The following is a 19,084-nucleotide window of genomic DNA, read 5'->3' as shown; positions in this document are numbered from 1 at the left end:
GCTATCCGCAGGCGGTAAACCAAAACAGCCCCGCCGTTTTCGAAACGGCGGGGCTGTTGTATGTTGTCGGCGGACCGCTTATTTATAAGTGGCGACGAGCTCTTTGGTAAGATCGGTCATCTTCTGAAGACCGTCTTCGGGCAGCTTGCCGGCCTTGAAGGCGGCGAGCACCTCGGGCAGACGGGCTTCCATCTCGCGGTGGAAATGCTCTTCGAATTCCTTCACCTTGTCTACCGGTACTTCCCGGAGCAAGCCCTGCGTACCCAGGTAAATGATCGCTACCTGGTTTTCTACCTTATAGGGAGAAAACTGCGGTTGTTTCAGTATCTCCACATTACGGGCGCCTTTGTCCAGCACCAGCTTGGTAGCGGCGTCGAGGTCGCCCCCGAACTTGGAGAAAGCCTCCATTTCGCGGTAAAGCGCCTGGTCCAGCTTGAGGGTACCGGCCACCTTCTTCATGGATTTGATCTGGGCATTACCCCCCACACGGCTTACGGAGATACCTACGTTGATGGCCGGACGGATACCGGCGTTGAACAGGTTGGACTCCAGGAATATCTGACCGTCGGTGATGGAAATAACGTTGGTGGGGATGTAGGCGGATACGTCGCCGGCCTGCGTTTCGATGATCGGCAGCGCGGTCAGGGAGCCGCCTCCCTTTACCAGGTGCTTGATGGATTCGGGCAGGTCGTTCATCTCACGGGCAATCTCGTCTTTGCTCACTACCTTGGCGGCACGCTCCAGCAGACGGGAGTGCAGGTAAAACACGTCTCCCGGATAAGCTTCGCGGCCCGGCGGACGGCGGAGCAGCAGGGATACTTCGCGGTAAGCCACCGCCTGTTTGGAAAGATCGTCATAGATGATCAGGGCAGGGCGGCCGGTATCCCGGAAGAATTCCCCGATAGCGGCGCCCGCAAAAGGAGCATAAAACTGCTGGGGAGCAGGGTCGGAAGCGGAGGCGGCCACGATGGTGGTATAGGCCATGGCGCCGTTTTCTTCCAGCGTCTTCATTACCTGGGCTACGGTGGAGGCCTTCTGTCCGCAGGCGACATAAATACAGTAAACCGGCTGGCCGGCTTCGTAAAACTCCCGCTGATTGATGATCGTATCGATGGCGATGGCCGTCTTCCCGGTTTGCCGGTCGCCGATGATGAGCTCGCGCTGTCCGCGGCCAACGGGGATCATGGCATCGATGGCCTTGATACCCGTTTGCAGGGGCTCCTTTACCGGCTCGCGATAGATCACGCCGGGGGCTTTACGTTCGAGCGGCATCTCAAAGAGCTCTCCTTCCACAGGACCTTTTCCATCGATCGGTTCGCCCAGGGTATTGATCACACGGCCTACCAGGCCCTCGCCTACTTTTATGGATGCGATCTGACCGGTACGGCGCACTTTGCCGCCTTCACGGATACCGGCGGCCTCTCCCATCAGTACTACCCCCACATTATCTTCTTCCAGGTTCAGCGCAATGGCTTTTGTACCGTTTTCAAATTCCACCAGCTCTCCCGAACGGACATTGTTCAGTCCGTATACACGGGCAATGCCGTCCCCCACCTGGAGAACAGTACCTACTTCCTCCAGCTCGGCTCCGATATCGAAGTTGCTGAGCTGCTGGCGCAGTATCGCGGATATTTCATCGGGTTTTATTTCCACCATGATCTTATTGCTTATTGTTTTAAAATAAAACTTTTATTGGTTTCTGGTTTCCAGTTTCTGATTTGAAATGATTGCGTCATCATCAAATCTCCATATCAGCACATCATCAAATTAAAATGCCCTTCACCTTTTGCCTTTAACCCTTTACCTCCCCCTTTAGGGGGCCGGGAGTAGGGGGTTAGAGAGTCCGCCTTTCACCTATCTTATATTCCTTACGTACACGTTTTTGTCAAACTGCTGCCGGATATCTTTCAGGTCGCGGAGGATACTGGCGTCAAAGAGGGTATTCTCCATTTCCAGCACAAACCCGCCGATCAGCGAATCGTCCACCTCGGCTTCCAGGTCTACCTTATCCAGCGGTGTTTCGGCGCGGATATGTTTGACGATATCCGCCTTCAGACTGTCGTCCACCGCCACGGCCGTCGTGATCTTTATCTTGCGGATATGCTGAATCTGCTGGTACTGCCGGATCACCGCACCGGCAATTTCGGGCAAAAACAGCTCCCGTCCTTTCTGCATCAGCAGCTCGCTGAACTTGGCGCTCAGCAGGGTCAGCCTGTCCCCGAAGATGGCCCTGAAAATCTTTTCCTTTTTATCGGCCTTTATGATAGGACTTCTCAGCAGCGCTGTGAAGTCGGGATTGCTTTTGCAGACAGCCTGCAGCAGCTGCATATCCCAGTATACCGCCTCCAGCTGATTGGTCTCGATGGCCATATCGATGAGGGACTTTGCGTACCGGGATGCTAAACGGGGATTCTGCATGATTCTGGATTCGACAAAATGCGGACGACGTGGTTAATTCAATTCTATATCCTTGGTCAGCTCGCGGATATACTGCTGCTGGGCAGACTGATCAGACAGTTCCCTGCGCAGTACCTTCTCCGCCACTTCGATCACCAGATGACCGACCTGGTTTTTTACTTCGGTGAGCGCCGCCATCTTTTGGTTGTTGATGGCCCCCTGGGCATCTTCGATGATCCGGCGGGCTTCGGCCTTGGCCTGTTCCCTGGCCTCTCCCACTATCTGATCTTTCATTTCCTTGGCTTCCTTGAGGATGCGGCTTCTTTCAGCCTTGGCCTCTGCCAGGACATGCTCATGCTCGGCTTTCAGATGGGACATTTCGGCTTTGATCTTTTCGGCCGAAGCGATGGAGTCGGCAATACCTTTCTCCCGGTCGTCAAGCGTTTTCAGAATCGGCTTCCAGGCAAACTTCTTCAGGATGAGAAAAGTCAGCAGGAAGATGACGACGGTCCAGAACAGTAAGCCAAAATCAGGACTAAGCAGATCCATATGGATAATTTATTACTGTGTTATCGTAAACAGTGGCCGGAGGCCGGTTAAAATCATACTTCACAAAGATAATTACTGCATTCGCGGCCCTGTGCGTTGAATGCAGTAATCATACGGTTAAGCCTATACGAACAGCGCCAGGATAGCAACTACCACGGCGAAGAGGGCTACCCCTTCCACCAGCGCCGCCATCACGATCATGTTGGAGCGGATTTCTCCAACTACTTCAGGCTGACGGGCAATTGCGCTCATGGCATCCTTACCGATCTGACCGATACCGATACCGGCACCGATAGCAGCCAGCCCTGCACCTACTCCGGCGCCCAGCTTGGCCAGACCGTCCGCGGCCAAAAACAAAATGCTCAACAGTGTCATAAAATATACTTTTTATAGATAAACGAAAACGTTTACAACGGGAAATTTTACAGGATCACCTCTTCTTCATCGTGATGCCCGCCCTCAAAGGCCTGCGCAATAAACAAAGCCGACAGGTTGGTAAAGATAAACGCCTGGATAAACCCTACCAGCAGTTCCACCAGATACATGAATATGGTAAAGGCTATCGACACAAACGAAAAGCTCCACCCCGCCACCGCGGCCAGCCCGCCAAAGATAAAGATCAGCGAAATGATGCTCAGGATGATCATGTGCCCGGCCAGCATGTTGGCAAACAAACGGATCATCAGGGCAAACGGCTTGGTAAAGATACCCAGTATCTCCACCGGGATCAGGATCGGCTTTACCCACAGGGGTACGCCGGGAGGCCAGATGATATGCTGCCAGTAATGCTTGTTGGTGCTGGTCAGGATAAACACGAAGGTGACGGCGGCCAGCACGCCGGTAAAGGCCAGATTGCCCGCCACGTTGGCCGATCCGGGGATCAGACTTACCAGCGCATTGATCCAGATAAAGAAGAAAACCGTGAGCAGGTAGGGCAGGTATTTACCCGTTTTCTTTCCCAGGTAAGGCCGGGCTACGCTGTCGCGGATAAAGATCACAAAAGGCTCCACTGCATTCTGAAAACCGGAAGGGGCCTTGCCCGGGTTCTTCTCATATTTTCCGGCCATGCCGCGGAAAATAAAGAACAGCAGCAACGCGGCCAGGATCATCTGCATCACGTTCCGGGTCAGCGACAGGTCATACACCGCCTTATCCATATTGGGCGAGCCGTCTTCGTTTACGGCGATCACCTTGCCTGCAAAAAACTTATTGGGGTCCAGTCCATGCGCATGGATATATTCGCCGGTCATCAGCTGAAAGCCCTTGTAGACCTCTTCTCCATGATGAAACCGCGCGGAGGAAAATACCGACCATCCCTGGTTCGGCACATACAGGATCACCGGCAGCGACAGGCTTACCGGATGACCTTTCCAGGTAAAAAAATGCCATTCATGCGCGTCCTTGATATGCTGCAGGATCACTTCATTGGCATCGAAGCCTTTTTCCGTCTTTTCTTCCTGCACCCCGGCTTCACCGGCTGCTTCCTGCGCAAAGGAAAAACGCCCGGCTGCCAACAGGCAAACCAGGGTAAGAACTACTGTGAACGTGTATTTGAATTGCTTGAAAACCATGCGGGATTTGTCAAATTTGCCGCAAAGATAGTCGTTTTTACTCCAAAACAATAGTTACATTAGGAAAATATTTTAATTAATATTTAATATACTGCTTAACAGCATACTAAATAAGTATTATTCCGCGGTTGCGCCGGAAAACTGCATGTGGTGGAGACGGTAATAAAAGCCCTGCCGGCGAAGCAGTTCGGCATGGGTGCCGGTTTCCTTTACCTCGCCTTTATCCAGCACCAGGATCTGGTCGGCTTTGCTGATGGTAGACAGCCGGTGGGCGATCACGATAGCGGTACGGCCGGACACCAGTTTTTCGGTGGCCTCCCGGATCAGCAGCTCCGACCCCGTATCTACCGAGGAGGTGGCTTCGTCCAGCACCAGGATGGTCGGATCATAGAGGAGAGCCCGGACGAACGAGATCAGCTGCCGCTGTCCCAGGGAGAGGGTGCTGCCCCGCTCCATGACATTATAATCATAATTGCCGGGCAGCTGCATAATAAAATCGTGCAGCCCGATCATACGGGCCGCCTCCTCTACCTGCTTTCTCGAAACACCCGGGTTGCGCAGGGTGATATTTTCCAGGATGGAGCCCGAGAAAAGAAAGACATCCTGCAGCACGATCCCCATTTTGCTGCGCAGGGCGTGCAGCTCATACTGCCGCAGGTCGACCCCGTCGATAAGAATACGGCCCCGCTGTATTTCGTAAAGCCGGTTCAGGATGCTGATAATGGTCGTTTTGCCGGAACCGGTATGCCCGACGATGGCCAGCGTATCCCCCGGCCGGATCCGGAAGGAGATGTCCCGGAGCACGTCGTGGCCGCTGCGGTAGGCAAACCAGACATGGTCGAAAACCACCCCGCCCTGTATCCGGGCGGCCGTGTGGGTTCCCTCATTGTTGATATAGTCGTCGCTGTCCAGCACCCGGAACACCCGCTCCCCGGCCACCATACCCATCTGCAGGGTGTTGAACTTGTCCGCCAAAGTACGCAGGGGCCGGAAGACCAGGTTGATGTACATCACAAAGCTGATGATCACCCCGAAAGAGCCGTGGTAATCCAGCACCCGGGCGGCGCCGTACCATACCAGCAACCCGAGGGAGACCGCCGAGATGATCTCCACCACCGGGAAAAATACGGAATAGGCAAAGATGGCATCGATATTGGCCTTGCGGTGCCGCCGGTTGATGGCGCTGAACCTGTCATATTCCTTGTCCTCCGCCGCAAACGCCTGCACCACGAACATGCCCGTGATATGCTCCTGCACAAAGGCATTCAGGTCGGCGATGGCATTGCGTACCCGGAAGAAGGACTTGTTGACGCTTTCCTTAAAGATATAGGTGGCAAAGATCAGCACCGGGAAGATGCTGAGGCTGACGAGCGTCAGCCGCCAGTCGGTCACAAACATCACGGCCAGTATGGAAGCGATCATCAGCAAATCGGAGATGATGGAGATCAGCCCTTCCGAAAAAATATCGTTGATCGCTTCTATATCGTTGATGGTACGGGTGGTAAGGGTACCGATAGGCGTGCGGTCAAAGTAGGCGAGATTCAGTCCGATGATCTTGTTAAAGACCGTCATGCGCAGGTCCTTCACCACGGTCTGTCCCAGCCAGCTGGTAAGATAGCTGAAGGTAAAGCGGAAGGCGGTTTCCAGCAGCAGCAGCCCGATCTGGATCAGGGTGATGTTGACGACCATCTGCAGCAGCTTGCCGGTGATATACCGGTCTACCGTCACCTGGATAAGATAGGGGCGCAGGGGCGCGAAGACGGCCAGCACCACGGTCAGCGCCACAGCGGTCCAGAGCTGCCAGCGGTAAGGGGTAGCAAAGGAAAATACCCGCCGTAGCAGGCGGGTATCAAACACTTTTTTGGGAACGGGAACTTCCACAGGTAAGGGCCTTTGTTGTTTAGAACAACACAAAGATACTAATAATGACCTTACTCCTGGTCCCGCCCTCCCGCGGCCTCTTCTGCCGTATCCACCGGCACGTCTTCTTTCATGAGCTTCTTATAGGCTTTGATAAAGATGGCGCCGAGGTTCTTGTGCGGAGGGATATAGTCCTGGAAAAGCTCATAATAGCTGGGGCTGCTCTTGAACTGCGCGCCCAGCTTATTCCACATGTCGATCCAGTCCAGGTTCTTTCCGCTGCGGATCACATCCTCGATGGTCCGGATGATCGGTTCGTTGACATGCATGGAGCCGGTTTGCTTGGAGGAAATGATCTGTGCATCCGGGGCCACGTTGAGCACGCCCGCCAGACTGTTGTACCCGCCGCAGGAGCCCAGGATCACCAGCTTGGCCGTACTCTGCAGCTGCGCAATGGTGGCGTTGACATGATAGCTGTGGCCGCGGTGGATGTATACGGTGGGGTGGATGTTCTTTGCTTCGAGATAATTGCGCAGCTCCGTCATGCCTTTCTCATCTTCGTCGGCGTCTGATTGCGGCTTCTTCGCAAAGATGGTGGTGGGCTTGCCTTTTACCGAGGCGAGCGTGGTCCAGTACTTGCTGTTGGTGATCTTCCAGTTACCGTTCCGGAAGCTGGTCAGGAAGCTGTTATAGGATTCAAAACCGTCTTTGTCCCCGTAAAAGAACACCTGCTGGTATACGCGTCCTTCTGTTTCCAGGTTGGCAAAGGGAATATAATCGATGGGGGGCAGGTTCAGCTTCGAAGCCATGGCATTGGACCATTCCTTATCCTTGCCGGAGCTTTCCCGTGTGTTGAACAGGCTGGACAGCAGGCCATAGATCACCTTTCCGCGCTCGTTCCCTTCGGACATCATCTGCCGGTAGTTCTGTGCGACTTCCTGCTGCAGGTACCGCAGCAGGCTGGAGTCTTTGATGCTGCCAAAAGCATCCGCCACATCCACGGCATCTTCCAGCCCTTCGCTGTACTGCAGGTCACTGACGAATTTCTGCATGAGCAGGTTCGCATTCTGCTGGTCCATGGATCTCAGGAAGGGATCCAGGGTATTATAGGCTGCCGCCATGGTCAGGAACTTCCGGAAACGGTCGAAGATCACGGACATCAGGAACTCGTCACCTTTCGGGGGTTTCATCCGCTCCATCATCCGTTTGAACAGGCCGACATAGCTGGAGGTATACAGCTCTTCCTGCCCGTTGATCAGCACGTAATAGATTTCCTGCGGCGTAAACTTATCTACCGAGCCGAACCGGACGCGGTCGGGACTTTCGTGCAGGTCGTTGACCAGGCGGATATATTTCAGGGCACGGGTTTTTATATTGTACTGCATGGCCTTCATCCCGATGGGATGGGCGCCTTCGAGCTGGCGTTTGTCCATGTCGATCTTGGTCTTCACCACCAGCTTGTAGAAGGCATCGTCATCGGCAGCCACTTTCTGCAGCTCGGCAATGGTATAGGTGCCGTTGGCGATGTATTCCACAAAGGAAAGCAGACGTATGGCGTAGTTGGATTGGCCTATCTTCACGATGGCCTTCACCAGGGGATCGTTGTTCCCGCGGACCTTCGAGCCGAGCGGGGTACTGGAGGTTGCATAGTTGTATACCTGCTCGGGATACAGGTGAGCCACCTTCGCAATCAGGGTATCGGTGTATGGTTCGTTGACAAAATCCGCATAGATGGTCCGCAGCTTGGGCAGCACCTCGTTCGGATGCAGATCCGCATATTTGCGGAACAGGATATACCGCGCCACCCGGTAGCCGTAGTTCTGGTTAAACACCTGCACGTTGATCTCACCCACATCGTAGGAGACCTGCTCCACATACGGGGCGATGCTCTTCCCGCTGCGGTCCGCCGCCATCATGCTCCGGAAGTTCTCCACCAGCTCGGGGGCCAGCGCAGCGTCTATCATGCCGAAGCGGCGCTCATAATTGTACACCCGCAGCATGTTGTACAGCCCGCTCAGGTAAATCACCTGTTTCCGGAACTCGAGATCAGAGCCCTCTATTTCGGTGCGCATCTCGTTGACCTGGCGGATCAGGGCATCCGTTACCTGCAGATTAACGGTTTTATCATCCGATACGTTCACTTCTCCCTTTACTTTCCCGTTCAGCTGCAGGGCGGCTTCCTGCTGTTTGCCGATGAGGTCGTGCCAGTACTGCAGGCGTATGGGAACGGCTACGCCGCTCGTATCCTGCCATATGGACGCCCGCAGGGGCAGGGTCGCCGTGAGGGAAAAAAATAATACCACAAAGGATAACTGCTTCATCTGTACCGGTTTTTCTGCTCTTTGATGCAAATTTATTACCAATTTACGGGCTTCCCGAATTTCTGAAACGAAAAACAGCTGAAAATGCGGCGTTTCACGGGAAAATCACCCCGGAAAACCCGCCGGCCGGGGATTTAACAATTTCGTAATGTTATTTTTCAAGGCCGTTTTACAGGGGAATGTTAATTTTGGGTGTTCTTTTTAACATCATCTTATGCCAATGGCCCAGGAAGGAGGGAAAATTCTGATCGTGGATGATGAGGCGGATATTCTGGAGATCATCAGTTACAACCTGCAGATCTCGGGGTATGAAACCGCTACTGCCAGGGACGGGGAAGAAGCCTTGGAAAAGGCAAAGCGTTTTAATCCCGACCTGATCATCCTCGATATCATGATGCCCAACAAAAACGGCATGGACGCCTGCCGGGAGCTGCGCCGCCTGCCGGCGTTCCAGGAAACGCTGATCCTGTTCCTGACCGCACTGGGGGATGAAAAATCGGAAGTAGAGGGTCTTAATATCGGAGCCGACGATTACATCACGAAGCCCATCAAGCCGCGTTTGCTGGTGAGCCGTGTCAATGCCCTGTTTCGCAGGCTGAACAAGGAAGAAGAAAAAGTCATCCGTATCGGCGACCTGGTCATCGACCGCGATAAATTCAATGTCAGCTACAAGGACAGGGATATTGCCCTGGCCAAAAAAGAGTTTGAGCTGCTGGAGCTGCTGGCCTCCAAACCCGGAAGGGTATTCCTCCGCAACGAAATCCTCAGCCAGGTCTGGGGCACCGAGGTCATCGTGGGCAACCGCACCATCGATGTGCATGTCCGCAAGATCCGGCAAAAGATCGGCGCCGACCTCCTGACCACGGTAAAAGGGGTGGGATATAAATTCGACCTGATGATGTAAGGGCGGTCCCTCCTTTGGCGGTTCCCCCGATTTATCATAGGTTTACAGAATGTATATACCGCGGACATGATCAGCAGCAAAAATACCTCTCCCCAGAAGATCGCTTTTTATACCGCCCTGCTGCTGGCCCTGCTGCTGGCCCTGTGCAGCCTTTTGCTCAAAGCATCGTGGACAGGGTTCCTGAGCGCTTTCGCCGTCTCTTTTCTGCTTTCCTATATTTTCTTTCTGAACAGCCTGCGGAAATTTATTTACCGCAAGATCAAGCTCATCTACAAGTTTATTCACCAGACGAAGGCCACCCGGCAGGAAGAGTTTTTCAACAAAAATGTGCTGCCGCAAAAGAGCATCGAGGAAGTCAGCAAAGATGTGGAAAAATGGGCCATCCAGAAGCGGGAGGAGATCGCCAGCCTGCAGCGTAATGAAAAATTCCGGAAAGAATTCCTGCTGAACCTGGCCCATGAGCTGAAAACCCCCGTGTTCGCCATCCAGGGTTATATCCATACCCTGCTGGACGGCGCGCTCGAAGATCCCGAAGTAAACAAGACCTTTCTCCGGAACGCCACCAAAAATATCGACCGGCTTTGCCGGCTGATCGACGACCTGGATGAAATATCCCGCCTCGAAAGCGGGGAAAACCAGCTGGACCCTGAAGTATTTGTCATACAGGACCTCGTCAGGGATGTTTTCGATACGCTTTCGCTAAAAGCAAAAAACAGGGGAGTGCGTTTCTCCATCAAGAAAGGCTGCGAAGCTCCGCCCCTTCCGGTATATGCGGATAAGGAAAAGATACGCCAGGTGCTCATCAACCTGCTGGACAATTCCATCAAGTACGGAAAGCACGAAGGGCATACCATGGCCAGCTTTTACAATACAGACGGACAACGCATCCTCGTGGAGCTTTCCGACAACGGCATCGGCATCCCCGAAGAACACCTGCCCCGGGTATTTGAACGTTTTTACCGAACGGATAAGGCCCGCAGCCGCGAAGCCGGCGGTACCGGTCTGGGGCTGGCTATCGTAAAGCACATCATCGAAGCACACGGACAAACCATCAACGTCCGCAGCAAACCGGATATCGGCTCCACCTTCGGATTCACCCTCAAGGTCGGCCGGGAATAGACGCCTTTTGCGCCGCCCCGGCTCCGGCGGAAATATGCCCTCATTCACCAATGCTGCTGACAATGCTCTGACAGAATAAGATCCGCAAGCAGGGCATTCAGCTCCTGTCCGTTTTTTCCCAGCTTGTGCTGCAACCGCTCCATAAGCTGCTCTTCTTCACCCCGGATCAGCAATACATCCTCGTCGGTAAGCTGTATGTACCGCTGCCGGAGCGCCCATTTCAGCTCCCTCCATTTTCGGTTTAATATTCTGGCATCCATGACATCTCTCCTTTTATATTTCCGTCTGTCTCCGCGACGACGCCTGTAGCGGCGTTATTTCGCAGGATAAAGGGTTAATACATTACTAAAAAACCAATATCTGTGCCAGAAATAGATTGCTGCCTTTTTCGGTAGCGGCAGACGCCTGTAAAGATGCGCCGGACGCGGAAAAAAGGGAGGCCGGAAAGCCATGGGAAGAAAGGGCTGCTACAAGCTTGCGGAACAGTTCGGCCCGCCGGCCGGGTCCTTTATAGCAGGAAGAAGCCTTAAATGCAAATGCCCCCTGAAGAGGGGGCATTGCTGCACTAAACGTATATATGTGTGAAGGATAAATGCGCGGTAAAGTAATACGCTTTATTCCTACTGCTGGGTAGCGGCCGGGTATTCGGTATGCTGCGGGTCCCAGTTGATCCATTTTTCAGCGGTCCAGGGATCGGCAGGGTCTACGGCGCCGACATAATTTACCTTGTCGAAGAACGCATCGTTGAAACTTCCGTCAAACATGGCGGCTTTATCCGTCTTCAGCTTAAAGTCGGTGTTGGAGGCTTTGTAATCGCTCACCGAGGGTACGTTTACAAACACATCGGATTGTTTGGAAACCGTATCGTTCTTGTTTGCGGCCTTCAGGATAAGGTCGCAGATATCCGTAGCGCTTAAGATGGAGCCGTCTTTGTTGTCGGCATCAAACATCACAGGGCCGATCGGCGTGCTGCCGTTGCCGCGCTGATCCGTTATCGGGCTGATACCGCTGGCCTGCAGAATAGAGTTTTTGATGGAAGAGGTGCCGTCCTGCAGCTTCTTCTGGGCGGTTTCGCTTTCCACGTCGATGGCGACGGGCATGCCGCTGTAAACGGAGTTGGCTACCTCAAAGGTGGCGCCTCTTCTCCAGCGTGCACCGGAATAGAAGTTGTCCCCATCACCGGTTGCATTGCCCGGTCCTGCCAGCGTAAAGTTGGAGATCATCGGATGGGTAAAGGGCGTAGCCGTATTGGCGCCGTTCAGGTTATCCACTTCCATACCGTTGGAAAGACTTACCACGTCGGATTTCGTGGGATCCAGCAGGGCCAGCAGGAACTGCATCTTGCCGCGGAAGCCGCTGTCCATGTCAAAGTTATCATCCAGGGTGCCGAAGGCTACCAGGTTCTTTACATTCACGGTACCGCCGAACCATTCATAGGCATCGTCCCCGGAATAACTTACCTGCACGTGGTCTACAGTAGTTCCGCTGCCGACCCCGTAAAAGGTAACGCCGTTGATTTCGCTGTCCTTGGTAGAAGCGAGGGCGATCCCCCCGAATTCCACACGCACATATTCGAGCGTTCCGGAATTATCGTCATCCTTGAAATTGTTATTATCGTCGCCGTAAACCAGGTCTACGCTCTGGTCGGCGCCTTCCACGCCTTCCGGCTTACGCTTGGTGAGGTCGCGGTTGGTGGAGGCCTTACCCAGGAATACGATACCGCCCCAGTCGCCGCTCTTGCGCTGGCCTACCGGCTTTTCAGAAGTAAATACAATGGGATTGTCTGCAGTGCCCTTGGCCACCAGCTTGGAACCACGGGTGATGAACAGGGTGCCGCCCTTGGTGGGAGATTCCTGTCCGCCCAGGATAACGGTACCGGGTTCAATGGTGAGGGTGGCGCCGTCAACCACATACACATAAGTGCGCATCACATATACCGTATCGGCAGACAGGGTGCGGTCATGATCAATTTTTCCGACGAGGAGGGCCACTTTCGCGGAGTCCTGCCCGTTGCCGGTGGAATCGCCGCCTTCGTTACAACCCTCGCAGACCGGGTCATTATCCTTGTTACAGGCCGAAAAAACGGTCAGCACACCCGTACAGACCATGAGGTAAATCAATACTTTCTTCATAAAAAGACGTTTTTACGCTTTAAAATTCAGGATTGGTTTTAAACAAACTGTTAATGCAAGATGATCTTAATGTTACGGGCCGGGCTTTGGCTTATTTTATCGTATAGTTCAGGGAAAGCGAGATATCGGTGCCCAGCCTGTATTTATAATAAGTATAATCGCCGCGCTGATAGCTTTTTTTGTCGTTCTTGTTCTGATACAGGAGATAGTTGGCATTCAGCAGATTCGAAAAGCCAAGCTTTACTTCCCCGTTCTGATGAAAGACCTTCTTTCTCAGCTGCACATCCAGCTGGTTGCGCGGGGCTTCAAAAATATCCAGCTTGTTACTGCTGTCGTCGCCTACGGTATTGATCCTTTCGCCGGTGCGGTTATACAGTATGGTAGCTGAAAAAGTATTCCCTGGATCCCCGATCTGCAGGCCAATATTCACCAGGTAGGGCGACTGTCCGGGCAGGGGGCGCGTATCGCCGTTGACATTCCGCTGGTTGCTGCTGTTGGGGTTTTTTATACGGGAGTAGATGTACGATCCGTTCAGGGAGAGAAAGGAGTTCTTACCCCAGTCGCCCAGCACAAAAGCCAGGTCTTTTCTGAGCTCTACCTCAGCTCCATAGGACACCGCATCGTTCAGGTTGATATAGGTACGGTCATTGTTATCCTGGCTGGCCCATGATTCCGAGATAGGATCCTTAAACTTTTTATAAAACAGGGCGGCATTCACCGTTTCTCCTGCTCTGGGATACCACTCATAGCGCAGGTCGATATTGGTGATCCGGGTCTGTCTGAGCCGGGGATTGCCGAATACCGAAGCGGAATTGAGGAAATCGTAAAAGCTGTAGGAAGCTATCTCACGAAGCTCAGGACGCGCCACCGTATTGGAATAGGAGGCCCGCAGGTTTGTCTTCTTGTTCAGCGCATAGATCAGGTTCACGGAGGGCAGCAGGCTGTTGTAGGTAGTATCTGTGGTACGGATACCTGTTTTTTCAGAGACGGGGGCCAGCTCCTGATGGTACGATTCAAAACGGAATCCCCAGATCAGCTTCAGCTTCTTTCCCAGCTCGTTCTGCAGCATGGCAAAGCCGCTCTTCAGGAACGAATTCGCCTCGTATTTGTTTTCGGGGGAACTGTCGTCCCGGAGATACAGTCCTTCACTGCCCAGGTTTTCCGGAGCAAACAACAGATAAGGAGGCAGGGTCAGCTGATCAAAGGGAAAGCTGCTGCTTCTGTGGTAGGACAGCGGGCGGTAGTTGGCCTTGCGGTCGCGGTACTGGGTGAGTCCCCCGATCTTCAGCTCCTGGCTCAGGGCGTCTATCTTAAAGGGAAAGGATACGGCTACCTGTCCGTTATAGATGTTGTCATTTACATTGGAGAAAGAACGCGAGCTGCCGCCGTTTACCGGCTGGTCCACGATAGCATGGTCATTGGTATAATTGACAATGCGGGAATCGGGTTCAAGACGCTCCAGTCCGGAGTAATTGAGGCTCCAGTTGATACGGATATCGTTTCCGCCCACGGCATGCAGCCCTTCCAGGGTTCCTGAATACAGGGAACGTTCGGTGAGGTTGTGAAAATTGGCATAGGTCACATAATGAAAAGGCGGCTGGGGATCGGTAGCGCGGTGACGGATGATGGTCTGATCGTTGTATACCCGGTTATAGAGGTTCTTGAATGAGATGGTGGACCGACCGTTGCTGTAGGCAATATTGGCCAGCGCTCCGAAAGAGGACTGGAAAGTTCCCGTCGTGTCCAAAAGGTGGTAATTAAAGGATTTTGTATCGATGTTGTAGTCGCTTCTTTCCGCGAGCTGGTTGGTCTCGCTGTAATTATCCGTAACCGACAGGATAAAGCCCAGCTTGCGGTTGCTGTTGGTTTTTCCATAAAAGGTCTTCCCCATGGTAAACTGGAAGTTACCGGCGGGCAGGCCTTTCCGGGGATTGATCTGCCAGGTGTTCTCAAAGGACCGGTTCATCCGGTCCTGCGCAGCGCCGCTCAGTCCGTTGAAGGCCTTCTGATCAGCGGGAACGCCGTCCGGCAGGCGATGGGACCCATCGTCAAATCCCACGAAATTCCGGGCTGTGCGTTTACCGGAGAGCACATCTTTAAAGGTGGAGATGGTATTATAGGAGGTCCCCAGGGTAAAGCTGAAAAACTGCTGCTCAGGGAAGTCCTTTGTATGGATCTGGATCAGACCGCCGGCAAAATCTCCCGGTTTGTCGGGCAGGGCGGTTTTGTTGATCACCACATTATCGATAAGGCCGGAAGGAATGATATCAAAAGAAAACGCTTTCCGGTCGGGTTCGGAGCTGGGCAGCAACACGTTGTTGAGCGTGGCATTGTTATAACGATCGTTCAGCCCGCGGACCACCACAAATTTATTATCCTGGATGCTGGCGCCGCTTACCCGTTTTAATACCTGTCCGATATTCTTGTCCGGAGACCTGGAAATCTGATCGGCAGAGATGCCGCTGGAAACGCTCATGCTGTTCTTCTGGTTGACCAGCAGCGAGGTCACCGATTCCTGCCGGTAGGAAGAGGTGATCACTACTTCCTTTAAAGACTCGGAAGACGGTTCATCCATCACTACATCCAGCGTGGTCACCGCCCCGTCCTTCACCATTACATCGGAAATGGATTTTGTAGCATAACCTATATACTTCACCGTTACCGTATGACTGCCGGCCGAGATGCCGCTGATAACATAGCCGCCCTGGACGTCGGTAATAGCGCCGCTGGCGCTGCCGTCCACCAGGACGGTAACACCGATCAGGGGATTACCGGTAGGCTTATCCGTAATCTTGCCGCCAATCTTGCCCGTTCCCTGGGCAAGGACGGCGCTATAAAGAAATAAGGAGGGTAAAAAAAGGCATGCCCATCGGCATTTTAGCGTGATTTTTTCCTTCACAGGATAACGTTTTAATACAGGGCAAAAGTAGAGGGGGTATGTTACGGTTTTGTTACCTTAATGTTAACAGATCATGATTTCGTGCACGGCAAGACAGGCCGCCGAGGGGCAGCCGCAACAGGGGAAAACGGCTCAGGCCCGGCATTCCCTGCCGGGAGAAGATGTATTACCGGCGGTCAGCTGATACAGCTTCAGGCTCTTATTGCTAAAAGGAGATTCACGCTGGTTGCTCAGCTCCAGGCTGATATTAAACCGGTCCTCTATCATCATCTCAAATTCGCGCACGCTCATGGTTTCGTCGATGGGGTACTCCGTCATCTCATCTCCTTCGAACCCGGTATCCCGCAAGGTCTCCCAGGCATAGGCCAGCTGGCTGGTATGGTATACCACCACGTTGCAATGCAGCAACTGCCTCACCTGCATCTGTAGCAAAGACACCGTCATTAAAGGATGCAACTTCAGTATCCGCATGATCTAACCGGTTTGAATAAACGACAGAATAAGTTATTACCGATTTGTATACAAAAAAACATTATCCGGATTAAGATATCCTTATCAGGAAGTAAATAAATTGTTATGATTAGCAGGGAGTTCGGACATTACTTCCCTACGGATGGCAGGGGGAACGGCAGGGGAAAGATCTCTGCGGAGAGGGGTTCATCCTCGTCCTCGACCACCGCCGGGGCCTGCTCTTCCGCCGGGTGGCGGTACAGTTCCCACTGCCCGTTATGATATTCCAGCGCGGTAAGGCTCTCCACCCAGTCGCCTGAGTTGAGATACAGCACCGTATGCTCTCCGGAAGATATCTCTTTTATACAGGGCTGATGGATATGCCCGCAGCAGACGACATCAAAGTGTTTATCTGCGGCGATCTCGGCTACCGTATTCTCAAAATCGGAGATAAACTGCACCGCTTTTTTTACCCCTGCCTTTACCTTTTTGGAAAAAGACATCTTTTCTTTTCCCAGCCTTTCGAGCAGCACGTTGACCCACCGGTTCAGGATGATCAGCAGGTCATAGCCTTTGCCCCCCAGCTTCGCCAGCCAGCGGGAATGCTGCATCGTGAGATCGAATACATCGCCGTGAAAAAACCAGTGCGTCTTTCCGTTCAGCGTAAGCAGCAGCTTATTGTCCACCGTAAGATTACCCAGCGAGAAGCCGGCGTATTTGCGCAGGGCCTCATCGTGATTGCCGGTGAGGTAATATACCTGCGTGCCGTTGCCGGCCAGCTTCAGGATCTTCCGGACAACACGGGTATGGGATTTGGGGAAATAGCGTTTGCTGAACTGCCAGATGTCGATGATATCGCCGTTAAGGATCAGGATACGGGGCCGGATACCCGAAAGATAGCGGCAGAGCTCTTTGGCATGGCAGCCGTAGATGCCGAGATGTATGTCAGAAATCACCACCAGCTCTACTTCCCTGGGTTGTGTATCCATATATGCGTTTCTGCCCTGCAAGGACCATTCTTTATATTATTTCTATATTACCTCAATGTTAACTTATTATTAAATATCCCGAAAAGTACTTACTTTCATAAGGTCAATTCTATTTTTGCGGCAGCTTTTAAACCCGACGCATGAACTTCAATTCTGTTATAAAAATCTTCCTCCCCAAGGACCGGGTCTTTTATCAGCTCTTTGAGCAGGTTACCGATGTGCTGGTGCAGATGGGCCTGCTGCTGCAGGAGGCGGTGGATGCCACCGCCGGCGACAAGCGCAGCGAGCTTTTTAAGCAGATCGAGCACCTTGAACATGTCAATGACGACCTCACCCACAAGATATTTGTAGAGCTGGGGCAGAATTTTATCACCCCCTTCGACCGGGAGGATATCCATTATCTGGCCTCCACGCTGGACGATGTGGCCGACTTTATCCACGGCGCCGCCAAGCGGCTGCAGCTGTACAAGATCACCCAGCCGCATTACAGCATTTCCAAGCTGGCGGGGCTGATCTGCGAGGCGGTGGCGGAGCTGAAAAAGGGAGTGCACGAGCTGCGCAACATGAAGAACCTGCGCAACATCACCGATGCCTGCGTAAGGATCAACAGCCTGGAGAACCATGCCGACGATGTTTACGACAGCGCCGTGGCCGACCTTTTTGAAAACGAAAGGGACGCCGTGACGGTGATCAAGAAAAGAGAAATCCTGCAGTCGCTGGAAACCGCTACCGACAAATGCGAAGACGCGGCCAACGTACTGGAATCCATTATTATCAAATATGCATAAGCCGGTTAACCGGCCGCATCAAGGCGGCACGGCGGGCTAACGGTCCAATATTTCACCATGACCTTACTGATCATCGTTATCGTACTGACGCTTTTTTTCGATCTGATCAACGGATTTCATGATGCAGCCAACTCTATTGCCACCGTGGTGTCCACCAAGGTGCTTTCGCCTGCGGCGGCCGTGATCTGGGCCGCTATCTTCAACTATGTAGCTATCCATTTCTTCCCGTTGCATGTAGCGCAGGAGGTGGCGAAGGGCATTGTCCATCAGGACGCGGTGACGCTCACCGTCATCCTGGCCGGCATACTGGCCGCCATCTGCTGGAACCTGTTCACCTGGTGGTTCGGCATACCTTCCAGCTCTTCGCATACCCTCATCGGCGGCTTTGCCGGGGCGGCCATCGCCAAGGCCGGCTTCAGCTCCATCGTTATCGGCGGTATCGCAAAGATATCCGCCTTTATCGTACTTGCCCCGCTGATCGGTATGATCATCGCGCTGGTCCTTTCGGTGATCATCACCAATATCTGCCGGCGGGCGGTGCCTTCAAGGGTGGACAAATACTTCCGCCGGCTGCAGCTGGTATCCTCCGCGGCTATCAGCCTCGCCCACGGCGCAAACGATGCGCAGAAGTCCATGGGCATCATCTATATCGCCCTCATTGCCGCGCAGATGATATCCGCTACGGCGCCCATCCCCGAATGGGTGATGTATGCCTGCCAGTTCGCCATGGCCTTCGGTACCATGATCGGCGGATGGAGAATCGTAAAAACGATGGGCCAGAAGATCACCAAGCTGACGCCTTTCGAAGGTTTTTCCGCCGAAACCGCCGGGGCGATCACCCTGTCCCTGACCTCTTTCCTCGGCATTCCCGTCAGCACCACCCATACCACCACCGGCGCCATCATGGGCGTCGGCGCCATCAAACGGCTGTCTGCCGTGCGCTGGGGCGTGACCATCAACCTGCTGTGGGCCTGGGTGCTGACCATCCCCGTGAGCGCGCTGCTGGCCGCCGGGCTGTACGCCCTCATTAACCTTTTTGTGAAATAAGAGAAAGCGGTTTCCCGTTTGAGGTTTCTGGTTTCCCGTTTGAGGTTTCGGAGTCTAA

Annotated in this window: 16 protein-coding genes; 4 read left to right on the top strand and 12 right to left on the bottom strand. The window is 53.4% G+C overall.

The features are described from left to right. Positions 1 to 78: 78 nt before the first annotated feature. The 7 genes from atpA to ABD851_RS02025 form a co-directional block, all read right to left on the bottom strand. On the bottom strand, positions 79 to 1,656 hold the full coding sequence (atpA, locus tag ABD851_RS02055) for a F0F1 ATP synthase subunit alpha (RefSeq protein WP_344974539.1): 1,578 nt from the start codon (positions 1,654 to 1,656) through the stop codon (positions 79 to 81). Between the two features lie 198 nt (positions 1,657 to 1,854). Continuing rightward, entirely contained in the window at positions 1,855 to 2,418 is a 564-nt protein-coding gene (atpH, locus tag ABD851_RS02050) for an ATP synthase F1 subunit delta (protein WP_344974536.1), read from the bottom strand. Between the two features lie 33 nt (positions 2,419 to 2,451). After that, positions 2,452 to 2,946, bottom strand: a complete 495-nt coding sequence (atpF, locus tag ABD851_RS02045; protein WP_344974533.1) for a F0F1 ATP synthase subunit B — start codon at positions 2,944 to 2,946, stop codon at positions 2,452 to 2,454. A gap of 123 nt (positions 2,947 to 3,069) precedes the next feature. Continuing rightward, complete coding sequence (atpE, locus tag ABD851_RS02040) at positions 3,070 to 3,321, bottom strand: ATP synthase F0 subunit C (protein WP_344974530.1); 252 nt, start codon at positions 3,319 to 3,321, stop codon at positions 3,070 to 3,072. 47 nt (positions 3,322 to 3,368) lie between these two features. Next, positions 3,369 to 4,517 (bottom strand): F0F1 ATP synthase subunit A, encoded by a 1,149-nt coding sequence (gene atpB, locus ABD851_RS02035; protein ID WP_344974527.1) that lies wholly within the window; start codon positions 4,515 to 4,517, stop codon positions 3,369 to 3,371. 117 nt (positions 4,518 to 4,634) lie between these two features. Next, complete coding sequence (locus ABD851_RS02030; protein WP_344974524.1) at positions 4,635 to 6,398, bottom strand: ABC transporter ATP-binding protein; 1,764 nt, start codon at positions 6,396 to 6,398, stop codon at positions 4,635 to 4,637. Positions 6,399 to 6,448: 50 nt separating this feature from the next. Next, positions 6,449 to 8,698, bottom strand: a complete 2,250-nt coding sequence (locus tag ABD851_RS02025; RefSeq protein ID WP_344974520.1) for a hypothetical protein — start codon at positions 8,696 to 8,698, stop codon at positions 6,449 to 6,451. 214 nt (positions 8,699 to 8,912) lie between these two features. Here ABD851_RS02025 and ABD851_RS02020 point away from each other — a divergent pair, with 214 nt between their 5' ends. Both ABD851_RS02020 and ABD851_RS02015 read left to right on the top strand, forming a co-directional pair. Then, complete coding sequence (locus ABD851_RS02020) at positions 8,913 to 9,602, top strand: response regulator transcription factor (RefSeq protein ID WP_344974517.1); 690 nt, start codon at positions 8,913 to 8,915, stop codon at positions 9,600 to 9,602. A 66-nt stretch (positions 9,603 to 9,668) separates the two neighbouring features. Next, the gene (locus ABD851_RS02015) at positions 9,669 to 10,721 is read left to right on the top strand and encodes a sensor histidine kinase (RefSeq protein ID WP_344974514.1); all 1,053 of its coding nucleotides are present in this window, start codon (positions 9,669 to 9,671) and stop codon (positions 10,719 to 10,721) included. Positions 10,722 to 10,765: 44 nt separating this feature from the next. Here the strand turns inward: ABD851_RS02015 and ABD851_RS02010 are convergent, their stop codons facing one another. The 5 genes from ABD851_RS02010 to ABD851_RS01990 all read right to left on the bottom strand — a co-directional run bounded on the left by ABD851_RS02010 (position 10,766) and on the right by ABD851_RS01990 (position 17,191). Then, complete coding sequence (locus ABD851_RS02010) at positions 10,766 to 10,981, bottom strand: general stress protein CsbD (RefSeq protein WP_344974511.1); 216 nt, start codon at positions 10,979 to 10,981, stop codon at positions 10,766 to 10,768. A 360-nt stretch (positions 10,982 to 11,341) separates the two neighbouring features. After that, entirely contained in the window at positions 11,342 to 12,853 is a 1,512-nt protein-coding gene (locus ABD851_RS02005) for a hypothetical protein (protein ID WP_344974509.1), read from the bottom strand. Between the two features lie 91 nt (positions 12,854 to 12,944). Next, positions 12,945 to 15,752 carry a TonB-dependent receptor gene (locus tag ABD851_RS02000; protein ID WP_344974507.1) on the bottom strand — a complete coding sequence of 936 codons (2,808 nt, stop codon included), beginning with the start codon at positions 15,750 to 15,752 and terminating at the stop codon, positions 12,945 to 12,947. A gap of 132 nt (positions 15,753 to 15,884) precedes the next feature. Then, complete coding sequence (locus ABD851_RS01995) at positions 15,885 to 16,223, bottom strand: hypothetical protein (RefSeq protein ID WP_344974504.1); 339 nt, start codon at positions 16,221 to 16,223, stop codon at positions 15,885 to 15,887. A gap of 128 nt (positions 16,224 to 16,351) precedes the next feature. Then, the gene (locus tag ABD851_RS01990) at positions 16,352 to 17,191 is read right to left on the bottom strand and encodes a UDP-2,3-diacylglucosamine diphosphatase (RefSeq protein WP_344974502.1); all 840 of its coding nucleotides are present in this window, start codon (positions 17,189 to 17,191) and stop codon (positions 16,352 to 16,354) included. Between the two features lie 140 nt (positions 17,192 to 17,331). Between ABD851_RS01990 and ABD851_RS01985 the strand changes: the two genes are divergently transcribed. Further along, positions 17,332 to 17,979, top strand: a complete 648-nt coding sequence (locus tag ABD851_RS01985) for a DUF47 domain-containing protein (RefSeq protein ID WP_344974499.1) — start codon at positions 17,332 to 17,334, stop codon at positions 17,977 to 17,979. 57 nt (positions 17,980 to 18,036) lie between these two features. Further along, entirely contained in the window at positions 18,037 to 19,026 is a 990-nt protein-coding gene (locus ABD851_RS01980; RefSeq protein ID WP_344974496.1) for an inorganic phosphate transporter, read from the top strand. Positions 19,027 to 19,084 lie beyond the last annotated feature (58 nt).

This window comes from Compostibacter hankyongensis (genome assembly GCF_039541075.1).
Classification (GTDB): domain Bacteria; phylum Bacteroidota; class Bacteroidia; order Chitinophagales; family Chitinophagaceae; genus Compostibacter; species Compostibacter hankyongensis.
The sequence above is the reverse complement of the archived record's forward strand: the minus strand, read 5'-3'. Positions and strand labels throughout refer to the sequence as shown.